Raw genomic sequence first — 19,432 nt, forward strand, 5'->3', positions numbered from 1 at the left:
GGTGTCAGCCCGCGTGGTCGAGCGCCAGCAGGGCCGCGCCGATCGCACCGGCGAGGTCGGCGAAACCGGCCGCCAGCACGGGGACCGGCGGGCGGTCGCCGGGCGCGTAGAGCCGGCGGGCGAACTCGGCGCGCGCCGGTGCGAGCAGCAGGTCACCGGCGGAGACCGGACCGCCTCCGACGATCACCACGGCGGGGTCGAACAGGTTGGCGAGGGCGGCCAGGCCGACGCCGGTGAGCGTACCGATCCGGTCCAGGATCTCCAGTGCCCGGCTGTCGCCGCCACGCGCGGCCTCGGTGACGGCCGTTCCGGCATCTGGCCGGCCCGCGCCGATCAGGCGGCCGAGCGGCGAGGCCGGGAGGTCCGTCGCGGCCTGCCGTCCGAGTTTCTCGATGGCGGCTCCGGACGCCGCCACACCCCAGCACCCGCGCTGTCCGCACTCGCACCACGGTCCCCCGGGATCGACGGCCAGGTGGCTCGCCTCGGTGGCGAAGCCGTGCGCGCCGTGCAGCAGTCGCCCGCCGACGACCACCCCGCACCCCAGCCCCGTGCCCAGCGTCACCAGCACCAGGTGCTCGTGCCCGCGCCCGGCACCGAGCCGGTACTCGGCCCACGCGGCGACGTTGGCGTCGTTGTCCGTCACCACCGGCAGTCCCACCGCGTCCGCGATCAGCTCCCGCAGCGGCGCCCGCGCGAAATCCAGGCCCGGTGCGAAGGCCAGCGCCCCGGTCCGGGCGTCGACCATCCCCGGCAGCCCGACGCCGACGGCGGCGACCCGCTCGCCGCGCACCCGCGCCACCAGGCCGGCGGCGGCGGCGACCAGCTCCGCCGCCGTCCGGCGCGGCGTGGCGCAGCGGGCCCGCGCCGACACCGTGCCGTCGGCCGCCACGCGCACCGCCGCGATCTTGGTGGCGCCGACGTCGACGCCGACCGCCTCGGCCTGGGAGCCGTTCATGCCGCCTCCTGCAGGGTCACACGGGCCTCGCCGGGCCCCGCGGCGGTTCGCACCTCGAAGCCGCCGGCTCCGCACAGGGCGGACAGGTCGCACGGCCGGTCGGAGGTGAGCAGATCGCCGCCCACCCGGACCCGGACCGGCAGCCGGGCACCGGACTTCTCGTTCAGTCCCTTCACGTAGCACGCCCCGAGCCGTCCGTGCGACACCTGGACGACGGCGCAGCCGCCGCCGACCAGGTCGGCGGTGACGCGGTGCACGCCGCACGCGGTGCGGGCCCGCAGGGGGTAGCCGGTGCGGTTGAAGAGGAAGACGAACACCTCCTCGGGGTCGGCGGCGCTCGTGCGCAGTTCGAGCCACGGCCCCGGTCTGGCCCGCACGGGGACGTCGTGGCTCCCACCGAGCCAGTCCTCGACGGCCGTCGCGAGTAGCCGCTCGCCGAGGGCCACCGTGCGCACCCGGCCCCCGCCGTGCCGGCGAACCGCGTCGGCCAGTTCGGTGCAGGGCCGCAAGTCCTCGTCCAGCGCGGGAAGTTCACCTATCAGGAGGAGCGAGCCGCCCTGCTCGGCGAACCGTGCGAGCCGTCGTTGCACGTCCCGTTCCAGGAACCGGCCCGACACGGTGGCCATCGGCCCTGACGCGGGATCGAGTTCCGCCCGACCGGTGAGTTCCGCCAGCCGGAAGGGCAGGTTCTGCCGCAGGCAGTGGGCGACGAAGGGCACCAGGGTGCGGGCGGCCGACGGCACGGGCCACTCGCCGTCGGCCGTCCCCGCCCACGCGCCGATCGCCGCGTACGGGGGATGGACGCCCCAGCACACGCCGGGCTCCGGGCGGGAGAGGGCCAGCGGCTCCTGCCGCCCGGCCAGGAAGTGGGTCAGCACCCGCAGCGCGGCGAAGGCGCGGCCGGGGCCGGCGTCGAGCCGGATCGGGGCGGCGTCCCCGTACGGCGGGTCGAACTGCGCGGGGTCGCCTGCCGGTTCGGGGAGCCGGGCGCGGTCCACCGCGAGGTGCGGGCCCCAGCCGTCGGTGGCGCAGGCCGGGTAGACGCTGATGCCGGTCGCCCCGCAGGCGACGCCCAGCAGGGTGTGGTGGATCGGCACCACCGGGAACGCGCAGCCGGGCTCCGCCCAGCGGAGCCCCCAGTTCTCCTCGATGTTGGGGCCGGGCCCGCCTTTGGCCGCCAGGACGTAGTTGACCAGGGCCTCTTCGTCGGAGAGCACCGGGCCGGTCCAGCTGGTGTAGGCGCGGGGCAGCGCGGGGGGTGCGCCGATCCGGTTCCTGGCCAGCCAGGCGTCGTGGCGTCCGGCGGCACGGGCGGGGACGCGATCCGCCCTGGCCGGTGGCGCGTAGGTGGTGAAGACGGGGAGGTCCGCGCCGAACGCCTCGGCCAGTCGCGTCATCCCCGTGGTGAGTGACTGGGCCGACCATCGGCCCCAAGCCACCAGGGAGCGCAGTCCTTCGGCGGACGGCCGTTCCTGCGCGCGGGTGGGTGCGGCCACGCCGGGGACGAAGGCGGCGAAGCCGTCGGCCGCCGGCTGCGAGTAGTCGAGCGCGTCGATCGGCAGCGCGCTCTCTCCGTAGTGCCCTTCGTTGCCGATCTGGGCGGCGACGAGGGGCCCGTGCGGGTGCGCGAACGGCCGCAGGAAGAGGCCGACGGCGCGCAGCCAGTCCGTCGCGTCGGTGAGGAACCGCGGGTCCAGGGCCGAGGGCAGCATGAACCGGTGGCAGGGCAGCGGTCGGCCGTCGGCGGACCGGGCGGCGGTCCGCCCGGGGTCGAGCGTCGGGCTGAGTCGGTCGGGCAGCCCGCCGAAGGGCAGTTCGGCGTGCACGTAGGGGCCGGGCTTGAGCACCGCGAGCAGGCCGGTCGCCGCGACGAGGTCCAGGAAGCCGGCCAGATCGCGGTTGCCGTCGCCGTCGAAGCACCATTGCCGGCCGTCGTCCCGGGTGATCTCGTGGTGGCGCCAGGGGACGTAGCTGGTCACCACCTCGATGCCGGCCTCGCGCATGGCCCTCAGTTTGGCCGCCCAACGTCCGGGGTGGTCCCGGTAGTAGGGGTACTCGCCGGTGATCAGGAACCGGGGCCGGCCGTCCAGCCAGAGCGTTCCGTCCAGGAAGCGGGGGCTCATGGGGCGGGGCTCTCGTCCGTGGCGAGCAGGACCTTCATGGCGCGGTACCCGTCGGTGTCCGGTCGGCCCGGCCCGGCCGGTGCGACGGCCAGCAGGGCGAGGGCCTCGGCGTACCGTTCGAGTGGCAGGACATGGGTCACCAGGGCTTCGAGTGGCAGTTCCCGGGCGAGGGCCACCGCCCGGGCGAAGTCCGCGGGCCGGTAGGGTCCCGCTCCCACCAGGCGGATTCCCCTGGTCACCAGGGCCCTCAGCGGGACGGTGGCGACGCCGGTCTCCTTCTCGCCCATCACCACGACGATGCCTCCGGCCGCAACCGTGCCGAGTATGTCCCCGGGCAGCGACCCGGTGGTGTCGATGGCGATGTCGGGCGCGCCGGCTCCGGCCGCCTCCTGTGCGGCCAGGACCCGGACCGTGCGCGGCAGCAGGAGGCGGGCGAGCTCCACCCGGGCCGGATCGCGCTCGGCCAGCGTGACCCTGGTGCCGCGGCCGGCCAGGACCAGCGCGCACAGCGCGCCGATGGGGCCGGCGCCGACCACGAGCACCCGGTCGTCCCAACGCGGCCGAGCCGCCGCCAGGTTGTTGAGCACGCAGGCGAGCGGTTCCACCAGCGCCCCGCGCCGGTAGGGCACCGAGTCGGGCAGCCGATGGACGAAACGCCCGGGTACGACGGCGAAGCCCGCCATCGTGCCGTCCCGGTCGACGCCGACCTCCCGGCCCGCCTTGGCCCCGCAGTGGGCCGGTATCCCGCGCCGGCAGGGTCGACACCGGTCGCAGTGGTAGGTCGGGTTGATCACCACCCGGTCGCCCGGCGCCACGGCGGCGACGCCGGCTCCGACTGCGGCCACCGCACCGACCGCCTCGTGCCCCAGCACCACGCCCCGGCGTGCGGGGAACTCGCCCAGCAGGATCGCCCGGTCCGTTCCGCAGATCCCGGTGACCGCTACCTTGACCAGGACCTCGTCCGCCTCGAAGGAGGGAACCGCACGATCGTGGATGCCGGGCAGGCCCACGCCCTCGAACACGACGGCCTTCATCGCAGCCTCCCAGCGGTTCGTGTCTCAACAGTGTCATAGGGTGTCCGGTATGAAACGCTATGGGCGTGCGGATCGGTGGGAAGCGCCTCGGGAACCACCTGCCGACTCCCGCCCGAGGATCCTGCTGCTCGGTGCGTCGGGGTTCGTGGGCGGCGGCCTCTGGAACCGGTGGGCCCCCCGTCACGCGGTGGTCGGCACGTACGCCACCCGGCCGGCCCCGGGCCTGGTCCGGCTGGACCTGCGCGACGAGACCCGGCTCGCGGCGCTCGCGGCCGACGGCTTCGACCTCGTCGTCCACGCGGCCGGCCTGGTTCCCCTGGAGGCGGCCGAGGCCGACCCCGCCCTGGCCCACCGCCTCAACGTCCGCCCGGTCGAGGTGCTGCTGAACGCCCTGCGCGGCTCCGCGGCGAAGCTGGTCCTGCTCTCCAGCGACAACGTCTTCGACGGCACCCGCCCCCAGTACACCGAGGCCGACCCGCGCTCCCCGGTCAACGTCTACGGGCGGACCAAGGTGGCCGCCGAGGACCTGCTGCTCGCCGAAGGCGGGCACCTGATCGTCCGGATCCCCCTCGTCTACGGGCGCGGCCCCTGGGCGAACACCTTCCTGTCCCGTCTCGCCGCGCCGACCACCGTCGCCCGCACGGACCTGGTCTGCGCCCCCGTCTACCTGCCCAGCCTCGCCCCGGCCCTGGCCCGGCTCTGGCACCACACGGGTGTCGTGCACTACGGCGGCGCCGACGTGGTGACCCGCTTCGAGCTGATGTCCCGGGTCCAGCAGGCCCTGGACCTGCCCACCCGGGTGGTGCCCACCCGGGTGACGGCGGCCGGTTCCGGTTGCCGCCGCCCGCCGCGGCTGGTGCTGCGCAGCACCCGGCACCGCCTGCTGGGCCCCACCCTGGACTCCGCGCTCGCGCATCTGGCCGCTCCGATCTAGGGCAGGTGGTCGGCCACCAGGGCAAGGTGGCTCGTGGGGTCCACGCCGCCGGGGCGGGCGAGTTGGGCGGCGAGGTCGTTGATCAGCAGGGTGCCGAGGAGGTAGTGGCCGAGTGCGAGTTCGACGGGGGTGGAGTTGCGGCCCCGCAGGTCGGGCTTGGGCTTGCGGTCGGAGAGGCGGCAGGGTGCCTCCGCCAGGACGTGCAGGTCGTGGGTCAGCAGCAGCCGCTCCCACCAGAGGGGATCGTCGTGGAACAGGCCCGACAGGCCCTCGTGGGCGGCCAGCCGGGGCAGGAAGGCGTGGATCGCCGCGCGGTAGCCCGGGAACACCGGCTGCCGGAAGCCCACCTGGTAGCCGTGCCCCGGCCCGCGGTGCACCGCGAAGCCCGTGCGCAGCGCGGGATCCCACACGCTGAGGCTGAACAGGGTTTTGGCCAGGTCGTAGACCGGGTCCCAGGGCTCGACGCAGCCGCGCGGGTCGATGAGGCGGAAGTCCGCGGCGGCCGCGCCGGGGCGGGTGGACACCAGGACGTTGCGGGTGTTCGCGTCGCCGTGGGCGGGGGCCATCAGGCGGGCGGGAGCCAGTCGGGCCAGCCGGCCTGCCAGCCGTTCCAGGACCAACTGCGGGGCCTCGCACGGCACGCCGTTGACGGTCAGGCGTTCGGCGCCCATCAGGTCTTCCGGCAGGGCCCGGCGCAGCACCGGCAGCCGCCGCAGGAAGCGGCCCACCACGACGTCCGCCAGATGGGCGGCCGGGGCGGGGTGGGAACGCGCGGCGTAGCCGTCCAGCACCAGGGCCTGGAGGAGGGCCGGGTAGCAGCGGAAGAACTCCCGGGCGCCCCGCGGTGACTCCCGCAGGGGCGCCGCCAGGTCCGCCGAGGCGTAGAACGGCGTCGTACAGGCCGCCCAGCCGTCGCCGTCGAGGACGTGCGCGACCGGCAGGTAGTGCGCCGCCAACCGCGGAGCCACGGTGCGCAGCAGCTCGATCTGGCGCAGCTTGTGACGGAAGGACACCAGGTCGTGCCCGTCGACGGCGCCCGGTGCGGGCACCAGGACCTTCACCACCAGCTCCTCCCCGGCCCGGCCGGTGGCCCGGTGGACCCGGGCAGGTGAGCCGCCGTCCAGGATCTCGGCCCCGACCGTGAGGCCGAGGGTGTCGGCGACGGCCGCCAGGGCCGCCTCGTCGGTCCACCCGCCGGGCGGGCGGGCGCGGGTCACGTGCCGGTGTTCGGTCACCGCAGCGGCCTCCTCGGTGTCTCCTACCAGCGGATCGAGTCGATCAGGGCCGCGTGCAGCCGGGGGGTGCAGGCGGCGATGCACGAGCGCTGGTTCAGCGGGTCGATGTCCAGCAGCAGGGTGTCGTGCAACGACTTGCCGTAGGCGTCGGTGATGGTGACCCCGGCGCGTTCCGCGAGGTACACCGAGGCCGCGATGTCGTACGGGAACAGGTGCAGGATGCTCCCGTGGCCGACCCGTCGGAAGTCCGCCTCGGTGGCGGGTCGGTCGCGCAGCAGCCGGTTGCCGATATCGACGTAGGCGTCCATCTGGCCGGTGATGACGCGGGAGATGGAGAAGGAGGCGCTGTTGAACACGTACACGCCGCCGGTGTTGGCCGAGGCGTCGATCAGGTGGCCGTAGGCCCCGGTCATCAGCTCCGCCGGGTGGCCGTTGAACTCCAGCGACCAGAACATCCGCTCGGGCTCGGTGGTGGCGGACAAGTGGGGTACCGGCACGGGGTAGCCGCAGGACTCGAGCCCGGTGCCGTGGGCGTCGGCGTACAGCCAGTGGCCGGTCTTGATCTCCTGGAGCATCGCGTACCGGATGTCGCCGATGGTGGGCTCCTCGCCGAAGGGGGCCGCGGCGATGGAGACGCAGGCCATCTCCAGGTCGGCGGCGGCGCCGCGGGTGCCGTCGATCGGGTCGATGATCAGCACGTGCTCGGGCGCCCGGCCGATCGTGCGCAGCCCCTCGCTCTCGGTGTAGACGGCCACGGGCTCGCCGCGCTCCCGCAGGAAGTCCCAGGCGGCCCGTTCCGCGAGCACGTCGACCGGGAACTCGGCGTCCCCGCCCTTCGCCGTCCCCGCCACGTAGCGGCTGCCGACCTCGTGCAGCCCCTCGCGCACGGCCGTCCGGATCCGATCGGACAGGTCTTGGACAAGGCCCCTCATGAGAGGGCCGAGAGGAAGAGTCGTTCCAGCAAATCGCACATCTCGTCAGCCTCCTGACGGGTCATCACCAGTGCCGGACGGACCTTCAGCACGTTGCCGTGCCCGTACAGCGAGGTCCGCAGCAGCAGTCCGCAGTCCAGGCCGCGTTCGGCGAGGTGGTTGGTGAGCGCGGGGTCGGGGCGGCCGTCGCGGTCCACGATGTCGATGCCGATCATCAGTCCGACGCCGCGGACCTCCTGGACGAACGGCACCTTGGTGGCGAGGTCGCGCAGCCGGTCGAGCACGTGGGCGCCGACGTCGCGCACGTTCTCCAGGAAGCCGGGGCGGCCGATGACCTCGACGGTCTTCAGGGCGGCCGCGGCGGCCAGCACGTTGCCGCCGAAGGTCGAGTTGATGTGGTGTCCCTCCACCCCGGTCAGCCGCTCCTCGGTCAGGATCCCGGCGATGGGCATCCCCGCGCCGCCGAGGCCCTTGCCGAAGGTCATCATGTGCGGGGCGACGCCGAAGTGGTCGGCGGCGAACATCCGGCCGGTGCGCCCGAATCCGGTCTGGATCTCGTCGAAGACCAGCAGGATGCCGCGCTCCTCGCAGAGGTCCTTGAGCGCCTGCAGATAACCGTCCGGCGGCACGACGTTGCCGCCGTTGCCGCTGATCGGCTCCAGCACCACGCAGGCCACCCGGCCGGTGCTCGCGTAGTCGATGAAGTCGTTGATCCGCTCGACGCACAGCAGGCCGCAGGTGGCCCGCTCCTGACGGTAGAAGCAGCGCAGGCAGTGCGGGTCGGGGACGTGCACGACACCGGGCAGGTGCGAGGGGAAGGGAGTGCGCCGAAAGGCGGCTCCGGAGGCACCGATCATGCCGAGGGTCTGGCCGAGGTGGCCGCGGAAGAGCGTGATCACGTCGGACTTCCCGGTGTGCACCTGGGCGATCTTGACGGCGCTCTCGTTGGCGTCGGACCCGCTCGCCGACTTCAGGTGCACCCGGGTGAGGTTCGGCGGCGAGACCTCGGCCAGCTTCGACACCAGGGCGTTCAGCGGCTCCGTCTGGAACTTGGAGGTGACGTGGATCAGCCGGCCGGCCTGTTCGCGGACCACCTCCACGATCTCGGGGTGGGCGTAGCCCAGGCTCAGGTTGAACGTCCCCGAGGAGCAGTCGAGATAGCGCCGGCCGTCGTCGGCGTAGAGGTACACGCCCTCTCCCCCGACCACCCGGAGGTCGTCCGGCCGGCAGTAGTAGTGCTGGAGCGCCGGTCCGGCCGCCCCGCCGGACGGAGCCTTCGGTGCGGCGGTGCGGGCCGCGGTCCTCGCCTGTTGCATCGGCTTTCCTCCGATAATTCCTGGCAGATCGATCTGCTCGAACGATTCGAACCGTAGATCCGCCTCGTCGAGATCGAGCGCGGCGGTCATCGCGTTCGGAATTGCCACACATCGGATTCCGGCCCTTTTCGCGGCGCGTACGCCGCTGGGGGAATCCTCGAACGCTACCGCCCGCTCGGCGGGAATTCCCAGCGAGGCCAGCGCCGCGACATAGAGACCCGGCTCCGGTTTCGCGCTCGCCCGGTCCCCGTCGGCGCACTGTACGGTGCTCCACCCATCGGCCAGACCGCACTGCCGCGCATATCTGGTGACCCATTCCCGGGTGGAGTTGCTGACGATCCCCCTGGAGATCCCCAGGGCGTCGACCGCCCCGAGCACCCGGTGCACGCCGGGCCTGCCGACCAGTGTGCCGAGCAGCTCGCGCTGCCGCCAGCGGACCCGTTCCTGCAGTTCACGGCGGTCCGCCGTGCATCCGGTGGCCCGTTCGAGCCGCGTCCACAGGTCGGAGCCGATGGTGCCGACGAGCGACGACCACACCTCGACCGGGAGCCGGTGGCCGAATTCCAGAAAGACCTCCGCGTGCGCGCGGAATATCTCGGACTCCGGGTCCCACAGTGTCCCGTCGAAATCGAAGAAGAACGCGTCCACATCCTTCATTCGCGTACACCTCCGTCGAGCAGCGGACGGCCGCGCGGCCAGTGGTTTGATACCGGGAGCCAAGGCCCCAAGCGTCCATCATCGCCGAGCCCGGCCGGTCCCGCCATTCATAGTTCGTCGACGCACCCACGATCGGCGGACAGAACGGTGCGTACACGAGAGGGTGCTGATCGCCTTGGAGTGGCACCGGCGAAGGGCCGGTGCGAGAGTCGAGGGACGATGGACGAGAACACCCGCCCCGCCGGTACGGCGGCTCCCCCGGGCGGACCGAAGGTCGCCGTGGTGGGACACGTCGAATGGACCACGATCGCTGGCCTCGACGAGGTCCCCGCCGCCGGCGAGGTGACCCACGCCGACCGGCTCTGGCAGGGCCCGGCCGGCGGTGGCGCGGTCGCGGCCGTCCGGCTCGCCGAACTGGCCGGCACCTGCACCTTCTTCACCGCCCTCGGCGACGACCACGCGGGGCGGCGCTCCCGCGCCGAACTCGAGCACCGGGGCGTACGGGTCCTGGCCGCGGCCAGGACCGGCCCCACCCGCACGGCGGTGAGCATGGTCGACCGCTGCGGTGAGCGCACCACAGTCACCCTCGGCGAACGCCTGCAGCCGGCCGCGGCCGATCCCGTCGACTGGGGACAACTGGCCTCCTACGACGCGGTGTTCTTCACTGCCGGGGACGCCGCCCTGCTGCGCCGGGCGCGCCGGGCCAAAGTACTCGTGGTGACCGCGCGGGAGTTCGGCACCGTGCGGGAATCCGGCGTCAGGGTCGACGCGCTGGTCGGCAGCGGCTGCGACCCGGCCGAGCGCTGCGACCCGGCGCTGCTGCGCCGGCCGCCGGACCTGCTGGTCAGCACCGAAGGCCGGCGCGGCGGCGTGTTCACCCACTGCGACCGTCCCCCTCGGCGCTACCGGCCCGCCCGCGCACCGGGCCCCGTGGTCGACACCTACGGAGTCGGGGACAACTTCGCGGCCGTCCTCACCTACGCGCTCGCCACCGGCGCGACCGCGGCCGACGCACTCGACCTCGCCGCCCGCCACGGCGCGGCGTGCACCACGCAACGGGGCCCGTTCACGGCCCGGCCCACCGCCCGGCAGACGGAGGTCAGGGTATGACCGGCGATCAGGTCGCGAGGACGGGCGACCGGGGCAAGGCGGCCGGACGGCGGAACGCGGTGGCGGGACGGGGCCGCGAGCCGGCGGTACGGCGGGGCGGGGCGCGGACGCTCCTGCTATGGGACATCGACGGCACGCTGATCTACGGCGGTCACGTCGTCGAGTCGATCTACCCGCTCGTCTTCGAACGGCTCACCGGCCGGCCCGCCCGCCACCGCGTCAGCATCGCGGGCCGGACCGAACTCGACATCATGGACGAGCTGTTCGCCCGGCACGACGTCGGAGCGATCGAACCGGATCGGGTCACCGCCGAGCTCACCGCCGAGCTGCGCCGGCGGGCCGGCGACCTGCGGAGCGCCGGCCGGGCGCTGCCCGGCGCCGCCGAGGCCCTACGAGCGCTGGGAAACCGGGACGACGTGGCCCAGTCCGTGCTGACCGGGAACCTGCGGGACAACGCCGCGCTCAAACTGGGGCTGTTCGCACTGGCGGAGTTCCTGGACCCCGCCATCGGCGCGTACGGCGACGACGCCCGTGAGCGCGTCTCCCTCCTCCCGGTCGCCCGGCGGCGCGCGGCGGACGCCCACGGCTCCGACTTCGCCGCCGAGGCCACCGTCCTGATCGGCGACACCCCTCGCGACGTGCACACGGGGCACAGCGGCGGAGCGCGGGTGATCGCCGTCGCCACCGGCGCGAGCAGCGCCGAGGTGCTGCGGAAGGCGGGCGCGGACGTGGTACTGGCGGACCTGCGCGACACCGCCGCTGTGGTCCGTGCCGTCCGGGCGCCGGGGTCGCTCACTCGGGTCCCGGAATGAACGGGACCGCCCGCCCCGTCGGTCTGGTCTCCGTCGTCATACCCGCACGCAACGCCGAGACGACGCTGCCCGCGCAGTTGGAGGCCCTGTGCGCGCAGACCTATCCGGACCCGTGGGAGGTGATCGTCGTCGAGAACGGATCCAGCGACGGCACCCGCGCGCTGCTGAGGCGCTGGGAAGGGCGGATGCCGCGGCTGCGGGTGACCGTCACCGACGCGCCCGGCGTCAACCACGCCCGCAACCTCGGCTGCCGGCAGGCCGGCGGTGAGTTCGTGCTGCTCTGCGACGCGGACGACGTGGCGGCCCCGGGATGGGTGACGGGCCTGGTCGACGCCCTGCGCACCGACCCGGCCGTGGGCGGCGCCCTGGAGCGCCGCCTGCTCAACGGAACGGTCGCACTCGCCGCACGGCCGCCGAAGAAGTCCGCCGCCCTGCTCGACACCTTCGGCTTCCTGCCCTACCCGGCGGGCGCCAACTGCGGCTTCCACAAAGAGCTCTGGCACCACCTGGGCGGCTTCGACGAGAGTTACCAGGGCGGCGGCGACGACACCGAGTTCTTCTGGCGCGCCCAACTGGCCGGCTACCGGCTGGCCTTCGCGCCCCACGCCGTCATACACTACCGGCACCGCGGCGACACGCGGACCATCGCCCGGCAGTCCTACGGCTACGGGCGCTCACACCCCAGGCTCTACCGCGACTTCGCCGCCCACGGCATGCCGCCCGCACGGCCGGGTGACGCCGCCCGCGCCTGGTGGGCACTCCTGCTCCACTCCCCCGACCTCCTCGGCCCCACCGACCGACGCGCCGCCCTCCTGGCCCAACTCGCTCTGCGCACGGGCCGCGTCGTCGGCAGCGCCCGACACCGACGGTGCTACCTGTGACGCCGCGAACCCACCGGCTCCGTTCTGGGGCACGCGCAGCCACACCGCCGCCCCCCGGTGCGCCCCACGAGGTAAGCCGGGTGGCCGGCTCCCGCACCGGTCGGCTGAGCTCCTGGGTGCCCAGGCCGATGGCCCGGGTCTTCGAAGGGCCCGGCCGGCGTGGCGTGCGGGTCAGGTCGCAGGCCGGCCGCGTGCTCACGATCTTGAGGCGGAACGGAGCTGCTCTTCGAGGGTCGGCGGCGACGGGCCTCGGGGCGAATGCCAGGGAGAGGGCGACGGCTCCGCCGAGTACCTACGAGGCGGGGGTCCTGATCGGTCTGATCGGCACGGGTTCCTTCTGTGGGGGCTCGGGGGTCCACACCGCGTGTTCCGGCGCACCGCGGCAGGCACGCGCGGCAGGCCGGTCAGGGCCCCTCTGATGCCGTGGCGGGTTCTTGGACAGCTCGGCCCGACGGGGAGGACCGGCTTCGAACGGCCGGGTCCGGTGTTCCGGGAACCGTCGCCGGTACCCGACCCGGGCGGACACTTCGGAGAGTGATCACGCGATTGTCAGCACCGGCAGGCCGATCTCGGGGACCTGCCAGACCGCGTCGGGGCGGACCTTGCGTCGGCCGCCGGGCAGGGTGAACTCGACCTCGGTCGCCCAGTCCGCGATGGTGCCGCCCCCGCCGGGTGCGTCGTCGGCGGTGCCGCCCAAGGCGAAGGCCAGGATCGTCTCGTTGACGGCGATCGCGTGCTGCGCGCCAGAACGGTCCGCACCACGGACGGTGGAGCCCGTCTCGGAGCGGGGCAGGCCGAGGCACCTGTCCGGCTACCTCCAGCCCGGCCGTACCCTCCGGCCGCCAGGTCATGCCCATGTCGAAGACCCGGGGCGCGCCGCCGTTGCGGTCCAGAACAAGGACCGGCCAGGTGTCGGGGTCGTCGCCGACCGTCAGCCAGCCCAGAGTGTCGGCGGTGGAGGAGCCTCCCCAGGCGATGATCTGCTCGGCGGAACGCACCTGGTCGGTGGGCTCGCCGTCCTCCTCGAAGAGCCAGCGCGCCTCCTCCGTCATGCCACGCATGCCCGGCTGCGGGGCGCCTGGCGGCATTAGAGGTCCTCGAGCAACCCGGACGCGGCCGCTACCAGAAACGGACTTAACGTCCTCTTACGGGACGTCGCTGTCTGCTGTTCGAACTGGATCGGGCTGAGGTAGCCGAGCGTGGAGTGGCGTCGGCGGAGGTAGTAGAAGGAGATCCAGCGGAACACGTCCAGCCTCGCCCGTTGCTGGGGTCCCATCGTGCTCCGTGCATCAACTCTCTTTTCAGTGGGGCGAAGAAGCTCTCCGCGGCGGCGTTGTCGTAACTGGAGCCGACCTGCCCCATGCTCCGCCGGATCACGTGGCGCTGGCAGAGTCCGGCGAACTCGGCCGAGCCGTATTGGGCCCTGTCCGAGTGGAAGATGACGCCGTCGACCCGACCGCCGATCACGCCCTGACAGACGGTCGGATCCGTAGACCCTTATTCCCCGGACCTCCGCAGTGGTGCGGCCGTAGCTGGTACTGGAGTCGGGCGTGCCCAGGGACGTAGCAGCACCGTTCAGTGCTGCCACGCTGACAGCGCAGCCGCCGAACTCGCACCCGTCATCACGATTCGGCAACACGGCGGGCCTGGGCAAGGCGGCTCAGGCCGACGAGGCCGGAGTGGAGTTCGTCCTCGCGCCGGACAGCCGAGTCGACGAGGGTGCCCTGCCGAAGGACGCGGTGCCATCGAAGGACCACCCGACGCAACGGAGGAACGGTGACGGTCGGAAGCGCGCAGGACGGCGGCGCGCGGTTCACCGTCCGACTGCCGCTGCCGCCCGGGTGACCTCCTCGCCCTCCGGGCTGCGCACCTCCGCGGGCGCGACCGAGGGCGGGTGCAGGGGCGGGGAGACCATGGCGGCCTGCCCCGCTTCATGAGACCGGTCCTGGCCGCCCTGTCCGCTGCCGCGCCGACGGGTCGACGGCTGGGTGCACGGGGCCGGTCTCGTCCGACCTGGAGCCCCACCGGTGTCGGATGCGACGCGGCCGGCCGGAATTCCGGTGTTTCCGAAACGGACCGATGAGGTGCCTTGACAGCCGCTCTGGCCAGTGGAAATACTCGCGGCCAACCCGACGGCGGCAGGTTCCCGTCGAATGGAAGCGCGTCCCAGCGCGCAGCGTCGATGCGGTGCCCGGCCCTTCGGGGCGGCCCGGTCGCCGGTGCGCAGCGGACGGCAGGCCTGCGCCAGGCCCCCAACCAGGCAGCCGCACGGACCCACTCCGCGCGGCACGCCCCACGGCCCCGTCCGCTCAGGGCGACGGCCCCGGATCCCGTTCGGCCGCCCGAGACTCATCACGGGCCCGCCGGTGCCGCAGCGCCGCCGCGTCACCAGGAAAGGCGCCACCCATGACTACTTTCCGCTCCTCCGGAGGCGGGTCGGGCCTGCGCTCGAACGTCCTCGGGACCTTCGACACGATCGTGATGGCGGTGGCCGGCAGTGCCCCGGCCTACTCGCTCGCCGCCACCACCGCCACGCTCGCCGGGGCTGCGGGGCTGTTCTCGCCGGCCGCGCTGCTCTGGTGCGCGATACCCATGCTCGGCATCGCTTGGGCCTTCAACTATCTGGGCCGGATCGACGTCAACGCCGGCGCGAGTTACTCCTGGGTGGGGCGGGCACTGCACCCGGCACTGGGCTTCATGAGCGGTTGGGCCCTGGTGGTCTCCGCTACCCTCTTCATGGTGGCCGGTTCGTTGCCCGCCGGGGCGTACACGCTTTCGCTGTTCTCGCCCGAGCTCGCCGAGAACACCGCGCTGGCCACCGCGGTCGGGGCCGGCTGGTTCCTGGTGATGGCCACGCTGGTCCTGATGGGCGCCCGGATCACCGCTCACGCCCAATGGATCATGACGGGCATCGAGGTCGTGATCCTGGTGGTCTTCGGCGCGGCCGCGCTCGTCCACGGCGGTTCTGCGGCGGTCTTCTCCTGGTCCTGGATCTGGGGCTTCGGGCACTTCGGCGGGGTGAGCGGATTCGCCGCGGCGGCGCTGATCGCCGCCTTCTACTTCTGGGGCTGGGACGTCACCGCCAACCTGAGCGAGGAGACGGCCGACAGCCGGCGCAACGCCGGGCGTGGCGGCCTGCTCGGCGTGGCGGCCACGTTCGCGATCTTCGAGACGGTGACCATCGCGGTCAACCTGATCATCAGCCAGGAGGACATCCAGGCCAACAGCAGCACCCTGCTCGCCGATCTGGGTGAGGCCGTCTGGCCCGGCTGGGGCGGCAAGGTGCTGATCGTGGCGGTGGTGCTGTCGACCGTCGCCACCTTGGAGACCACCCTGATCCAGGTCTCCCGCTCGCTGTTCGCCATGGGCCGCGACCGTACCGTGCCCGCTGCCTTCGGCCGGTCCCACCTACGCCGGCAGACCCCGTGGGTGGCCCTCGCCGCGGTCTCGGTCGTCTCGCTGATGCTCCTGGTGGCCTCCAACGCACTCGGCTCCGTCAACACCATCCTGACCGCCGCGGTCAACGCCATCGGACTGCAGATCGCCTTCTACTACGCGCTGGCGGGCCTCGCGGTCGTCGTCGCGTACCGCAGGCTGCTGTTCAAGTCGGTCTCCAACACCGTGTTCATCGGACTCTGGCCGCTGGTGGGCGCGCTGTTCATGGCCTTCGTCTTCGTCCAGGCCCTCTTCGACTTCACCGCCCTCCAACTCGGACTGGGACTCGGAACCCTGGCCCTCGGCATCCTTCCGATGGGGTGGTACTGGGCCCGGGGCAGCTCCTACTACCGGCCGGCCCGGCTCGATGCGACCGATGCCGACGACATCGAATCCCTCTACGGTCAGAGCGAGTTGAGCATGGCCGCCGACAGCCAGGACGGCCTCGCCACCGATCTGTGACCCCGGGCGGCGGGCCGCCGGGCCAGACGGCCCATCGCCGCATCTCCCCCCTCGTCCACCGGTAGGAGAGTGAGCCCATGGCCAGATCGCGCAGCCGTCCCCCGTCGTCCGCCTTCGATCCGACCCTCGGCGACCGGCCGCTCGCCGAGGCACGTCAGGACGTGGCCCTGGGGCGCTGGCAGGGCGCGCGCGACCTGCTGCGCGCCACCGGACGGGACTGGGACCGCCGTACCCACCGCATGCGCATGCTGGCCGACGCGGCCGCGGGCAACCGGACCGTCGAGACCTGGCAGGCCGCCGAGCCGGGCAGCCACGACGCCATGGTGCTGCGAGCCGAGACCGATGTGATGCGCCTGTTCAACTCCGTCGCGGCGGGGACACCGCCGGTGCCCGGGACGGACGCGACCGACCGCGAGCGGCTCGACCGCACCGTGCGGGCCTGCCTGCTCGCCGCCGACGACAACCCGGAAGACCCGGTGCCCTGGGTCTCGCTGGTGACCGTGGCCCGGCTGTACGCGGACGGCCACCCGCAGGTCGGGCTGTGGTGGAGCGAACTGCAGGCCCGGGACCGCGACAGCCGGGAGGGCCACCACCAGGTGCTGCGCCACCTCTCCGCCCGCTGGCACGGATCACACGGCAGGATGCACAACTTCGCCCGGGACACGGCCTCATTCGCGCCGTACGGTTCCCCCCTCCTCGTCCTCACGCAGGTGGCCCGCGTCGAACACTTCCGAAGTCTCGCCGAGGGTGGCGCGCTCACCCCTTTGATGCTGTCCCAGCACTGGAGGAGCGAGGCCGCCCGCCGGGATCTCGACCAGAGCTGCGAACACTGGCTCCGACACCGCACCTTCGAACTCGCCCAGGACGTCGCGGACCTCAACTACCTCGCGCACGGCCTGGTGATGGCCGGCATGACCGACCAGGCCCGGTACGTCTTCACCCTGCTCGGCAACCGTCCGACGCGGGTGCCGTGGGTGTACTCGGACGACCCGCTGGAACTCTTCCGCCGCTGGTACAACCGCCTTGTGCGTTGACGGCGGAAGCGCCAGGGCGGCGAGACTCCGGCCTGCTTCCAAGGAGAGGGGGCGGCCGCGGCGAGGTCCTCCGCACCACGGTCGCCTACGCACTCCCGGCCTACGAAGGGGACCGGCGGCCTGAACGCGCACCGAGGCGGTCAGAATGCCGTGGGATCACTATGTGGCAATGACTGCCTGCACCCCGGCGGCGGCGCCGACCTGTTCGCCGGCGCCTACATCCTGCGCACCCACCAGCCCTGGCCCGACCACCTCACACTCGGCGCGCCCGTCCACGTCACCGCCCTCGACTACCTCGCCACCGCCGACATCGACAGCGCCCTGTCGCTGGGGCCGTCCGCCGCCGACGCCTCCGCCGGACACACCGCCGCCTGGGACCAGAGCCTGGGCACCAGCCCGTTCCGGCCCGGAGCCCGCTACGCCCGCACCCTGCTCGCCCTCGACGGCCGGCACCTGACCCTCACCGTCCTCGACGGAGCGCCCCTCGCCCCAGGCTTCCAGGGCGCCACCGTCCAGGAGGCCGCGCAGCTGGTCGGGCGGGCCGGCCACGATCCGGCGGCGGTGTTCCACCTCGACGGCGGCCAGACCTCCAAGATCGCCTACCGGCACAACGGCCAGGTAGACGCGGTCGGCAGTCTCCACTACCTCCGCTGGCCCCAGGCCGAGCGCGAACCCTTCCGCTGGCGAGGCCTCGACGGCCGCCGCTTGCACAGCGCCCTGCAGATCACCACCCTCCCGGAGTCCCCGTGAACACCCCCCAGCCCGGCCCCGGCCGGTCCGTCCTCGCCGTCGTCACCCACCCCGACGACACCGAACTCGCCATGGGTATGCGACTGCTCGACCACGCCCAGGCCGGCGACCGCGTCCGCGTCCACTGCCTGAGCGCCGGGCGCCCCGGCAAGGACGACGGCGAGGCGCGCCGCACCGAGTGCCTGGCCGCAGCGAAGATCCTCCGCATCGACCGGTACACGTTCTCCGCCATCCCCGACACCCGCTTCACCGACCACAGAGGCGCCATCAACGCCGCCCTCTTCGACGCCTTCGCCGAGGAGCGGCCCGACATCGTCTACACCCACTTCCCCGACGACCAACACCTCGACCACGCCGTCACCAGCGCGGAGGCCACCACCGTCGCGATGCGCGAAGCCTCCGACCTGGCCTACTTCCGCTCCCCCTACAGCCGGAACTTCGAGCCCAACCTGCTCTTCGTCGGCACTCCCGAGCTCCTGGCCGCCAAGCAGAAGGCTCTGACGTGCTTCGCCTCCCAGCAGCAGCTCGACATGCCCGTCTTCACCGGCCTGAACACCCTCGCCTACCGGCAGCACGGATGCCTTCCTGCAGAGCAACCGGCCGCTATCGGGCAGCCTTGGATAACAGGCCCTCTACTCCGGTCTACCGCTGCACTCACATGGTGCCAGTCCACATCCACGGTCGATGTCGGTGTCGGCCACGTAGGCAGCCGACACGATACTGCGCCTCTCGGCGCCAGGCTGCCCCGGGCGGCGAGGTCGTGCACGAGGTGGCGGCCGACCCCAGGTGCGGGCGGGTAGTAGTTGCAGCCCTCTCGGCGGCGTGGATTCCGACCTCCTCGGCCAGCTCCCGGCGCGCCGCCGCCAGCGGGTCCTCGCCGGGCTCGCACCCGCCACCGGGGCACATCAGCAGCCGCTGGCCGCAGCCGCCGCGCCGCCCATCGGCCGTTCCAGGACCGACTCGTCGAGGAGTGCGAGCGGGAACGTGCGGCGGGACGGCGCGGTGACGGCGAGTGTCGCGAGCCCCGTCGCCGCGAAGGCTCCGTCGGTCGGCATCGGCTGGGGGCACGCCGCGTGGTAGGCGGCGGTGCGCAGCCCGAGCGGGGCCACGTCGCCGCAGGTGCTGCGCCAGGTCAGTGCGCCGGTGAGCACGTTCTGGAGGCGGGTGGTCCAGCCGTGGGACCGGCCGGTGACGCTCTCATGGCGGTGGCGGACAGTTCGGCGACGGCGTCGAGTTCCTCGGGGGCGCCCAGCGCCGTGACGAGCGTCTTCAGTTGGGAGCGGGTGGGTGCGGTGCGGCCGTGCTCGATGTCCTCGATCCGCTTCGGGGCCAGGCGGGTGGTCGCGGCAAGCGCCTTCAGGTCAAGGCCCGATGTGGTGCGCAGGGAGGTGAGGTGGAGCCGGGTGACGGCGTGTCCGGCGGGTAGGGTCCGGCCGGGCGCCTGGGTGGTGATGTCCTCCATCAGGTCGGTCATGCCTGTTCCTCTGCTGCGGTGAGCCGGCGTTGGGCGTCGGAGATCTCGGCGTGATCGTGGCCGCTCAGGTGCGGGCCGGTCTCCAGCCAGGCCCAGGGGGAGCCGGCCGGGTGCCGGGCGGCCCGGTCGGAAAGGTCCGGGTCGAGCAGGGCCGCCGCCTCGGCCAGTGTTCGGTGCGGGGGCGCACGGGGGCGGTTCAGACACCCCATGTCGTTAGAGGTCAAGCGGCATGGAGTTGGGCGTGGTGCGCCCAGGCGGTCGCTTCGCTGTAGTGGGTACGGGTTTTGA

The 19,432-nt window shown here is 73.1% G+C and carries 18 protein-coding genes and 1 pseudogene; 8 read left to right on the top strand and 11 right to left on the bottom strand.

Annotated elements, in window-relative coordinates:
* Positions 1–4: 4 nt before the first annotated feature.
* Genes ACZ34W_RS32595 through ACZ34W_RS32605 form a run of 3 tightly spaced genes read right to left on the bottom strand, consistent with a single transcriptional unit; the run spans position 5 to position 4,112 of the window.
* Complete coding sequence (locus tag ACZ34W_RS32595; RefSeq protein WP_465609255.1) at positions 5–955, bottom strand: ROK family protein; 951 nt, start codon at positions 953–955, stop codon at positions 5–7.
* Complete coding sequence (locus ACZ34W_RS32600) at positions 952–3,078, bottom strand: beta-galactosidase (RefSeq protein ID WP_465609257.1); 2,127 nt, start codon at positions 3,076–3,078, stop codon at positions 952–954. The genes ACZ34W_RS32595 and ACZ34W_RS32600 overlap by 4 nt, the downstream gene beginning before the upstream one ends.
* The gene (locus ACZ34W_RS32605) at positions 3,075–4,112 is read right to left on the bottom strand and encodes a zinc-dependent alcohol dehydrogenase (RefSeq protein WP_465609259.1); all 1,038 of its coding nucleotides are present in this window, start codon (positions 4,110–4,112) and stop codon (positions 3,075–3,077) included. The genes ACZ34W_RS32600 and ACZ34W_RS32605 overlap by 4 nt, the downstream gene beginning before the upstream one ends.
* Positions 4,113–4,161: 49 nt before the next feature.
* On the opposite strand from ACZ34W_RS32605, the gene ACZ34W_RS32610 reads away from it, so the two are divergent.
* Positions 4,162–5,046 (top strand): SDR family oxidoreductase, encoded by an 885-nt coding sequence (locus ACZ34W_RS32610; protein WP_465609261.1) that lies wholly within the window; start codon positions 4,162–4,164, stop codon positions 5,044–5,046.
* Here ACZ34W_RS32610 and ACZ34W_RS32615 read toward each other — a convergent pair.
* Genes ACZ34W_RS32615 through ACZ34W_RS32625 form a run of 3 tightly spaced genes read right to left on the bottom strand, consistent with a single transcriptional unit; the run spans position 5,043 to position 9,186 of the window.
* Entirely contained in the window at positions 5,043–6,281 is a 1,239-nt protein-coding gene (locus ACZ34W_RS32615) for a phosphotransferase family protein (protein WP_465609263.1), read from the bottom strand. The genes ACZ34W_RS32610 and ACZ34W_RS32615 overlap by 4 nt on opposite strands.
* Before the next feature lie 23 nt (positions 6,282–6,304).
* Positions 6,305–7,168, bottom strand: coding sequence for an inositol monophosphatase family protein (locus ACZ34W_RS32620; RefSeq protein ID WP_465609265.1), 864 nt, complete (start codon positions 7,166–7,168; stop codon positions 6,305–6,307).
* A gap of 41 nt (positions 7,169–7,209) precedes the next feature.
* Positions 7,210–9,186, bottom strand: a complete 1,977-nt coding sequence (locus ACZ34W_RS32625) for an aminotransferase class III-fold pyridoxal phosphate-dependent enzyme (protein ID WP_465609267.1) — start codon at positions 9,184–9,186, stop codon at positions 7,210–7,212.
* A gap of 219 nt (positions 9,187–9,405) precedes the next feature.
* On the opposite strand from ACZ34W_RS32625, the gene ACZ34W_RS32630 reads away from it, so the two are divergent.
* From ACZ34W_RS32630 to ACZ34W_RS32640, 3 genes are read left to right on the top strand one after another with little or no spacing between them, the layout of a single operon-like run.
* Positions 9,406–10,296: a PfkB family carbohydrate kinase gene (locus ACZ34W_RS32630; RefSeq protein WP_465609269.1), complete on the top strand. Its 891-nt coding sequence runs from the start codon at positions 9,406–9,408 to the stop codon at positions 10,294–10,296.
* Complete coding sequence (locus ACZ34W_RS32635; protein ID WP_465609271.1) at positions 10,293–11,108, top strand: HAD family hydrolase; 816 nt, start codon at positions 10,293–10,295, stop codon at positions 11,106–11,108. Before ACZ34W_RS32630 ends, ACZ34W_RS32635 begins: the two co-directional genes overlap by 4 nt.
* A complete protein-coding gene (locus ACZ34W_RS32640; protein WP_465609273.1) occupies positions 11,105–11,989 on the top strand; it encodes a glycosyltransferase family 2 protein in 885 nt (294 codons plus the stop codon). The genes ACZ34W_RS32635 and ACZ34W_RS32640 overlap by 4 nt, the downstream gene beginning before the upstream one ends.
* Before the next feature lie 538 nt (positions 11,990–12,527).
* On the opposite strand, the gene ACZ34W_RS32645 is transcribed toward ACZ34W_RS32640, so the two are convergent.
* Entirely contained in the window at positions 12,528–12,686 is a 159-nt protein-coding gene (locus ACZ34W_RS32645) for a hypothetical protein (protein WP_465609275.1), read from the bottom strand.
* A 1,709-nt stretch (positions 12,687–14,395) separates the two neighbouring features.
* Between ACZ34W_RS32645 and ACZ34W_RS32650 the strand changes: the two genes are divergently transcribed.
* The 4 genes from ACZ34W_RS32650 (at position 14,396) to ACZ34W_RS32665 (ending at position 18,470) form a co-directional block, all read left to right on the top strand.
* The gene (locus tag ACZ34W_RS32650) at positions 14,396–15,886 is read left to right on the top strand and encodes an APC family permease (RefSeq protein WP_465609277.1); all 1,491 of its coding nucleotides are present in this window, start codon (positions 14,396–14,398) and stop codon (positions 15,884–15,886) included.
* Between the two features lie 77 nt (positions 15,887–15,963).
* Positions 15,964–16,920 carry a hypothetical protein gene (locus ACZ34W_RS32655; protein WP_465609279.1) on the top strand — a complete coding sequence of 319 codons (957 nt, stop codon included), beginning with the start codon at positions 15,964–15,966 and terminating at the stop codon, positions 16,918–16,920.
* A gap of 150 nt (positions 16,921–17,070) precedes the next feature.
* A complete protein-coding gene (locus ACZ34W_RS32660) occupies positions 17,071–17,670 on the top strand; it encodes a hypothetical protein (RefSeq protein WP_465609281.1) in 600 nt (199 codons plus the stop codon).
* Positions 17,667–18,470, top strand: coding sequence for a PIG-L deacetylase family protein (locus ACZ34W_RS32665; protein ID WP_465609283.1), 804 nt, complete (start codon positions 17,667–17,669; stop codon positions 18,468–18,470). The genes ACZ34W_RS32660 and ACZ34W_RS32665 overlap by 4 nt, the downstream gene beginning before the upstream one ends.
* A gap of 52 nt (positions 18,471–18,522) precedes the next feature.
* Here ACZ34W_RS32665 and ACZ34W_RS32670 read toward each other — a convergent pair.
* The 4 genes and pseudogenes from ACZ34W_RS32670 to ACZ34W_RS32685 all read right to left on the bottom strand — a co-directional run.
* Positions 18,523–18,576, bottom strand: a pseudogene (locus tag ACZ34W_RS32670) (hypothetical protein); the annotation flags it as partial.
* Positions 18,576–18,821 carry a hypothetical protein gene (locus tag ACZ34W_RS32675; protein WP_465609285.1) on the bottom strand — a complete coding sequence of 82 codons (246 nt, stop codon included), beginning with the start codon at positions 18,819–18,821 and terminating at the stop codon, positions 18,576–18,578. The pseudogene ACZ34W_RS32670 and the gene ACZ34W_RS32675, both read right to left, overlap by 1 nt.
* Positions 18,803–19,144, bottom strand: coding sequence for a helix-turn-helix domain-containing protein (locus tag ACZ34W_RS32680; protein WP_465609287.1), 342 nt, complete (start codon positions 19,142–19,144; stop codon positions 18,803–18,805). The genes ACZ34W_RS32675 and ACZ34W_RS32680 overlap by 19 nt, the downstream gene beginning before the upstream one ends.
* Complete coding sequence (locus ACZ34W_RS32685) at positions 19,141–19,368, bottom strand: hypothetical protein (protein WP_465609289.1); 228 nt, start codon at positions 19,366–19,368, stop codon at positions 19,141–19,143. The genes ACZ34W_RS32680 and ACZ34W_RS32685 overlap by 4 nt, the downstream gene beginning before the upstream one ends.
* Positions 19,369–19,432: the final 64 nt, after the last annotated feature.

It is taken from the genome of Kitasatospora sp. NPDC022856, assembly GCF_055561235.1.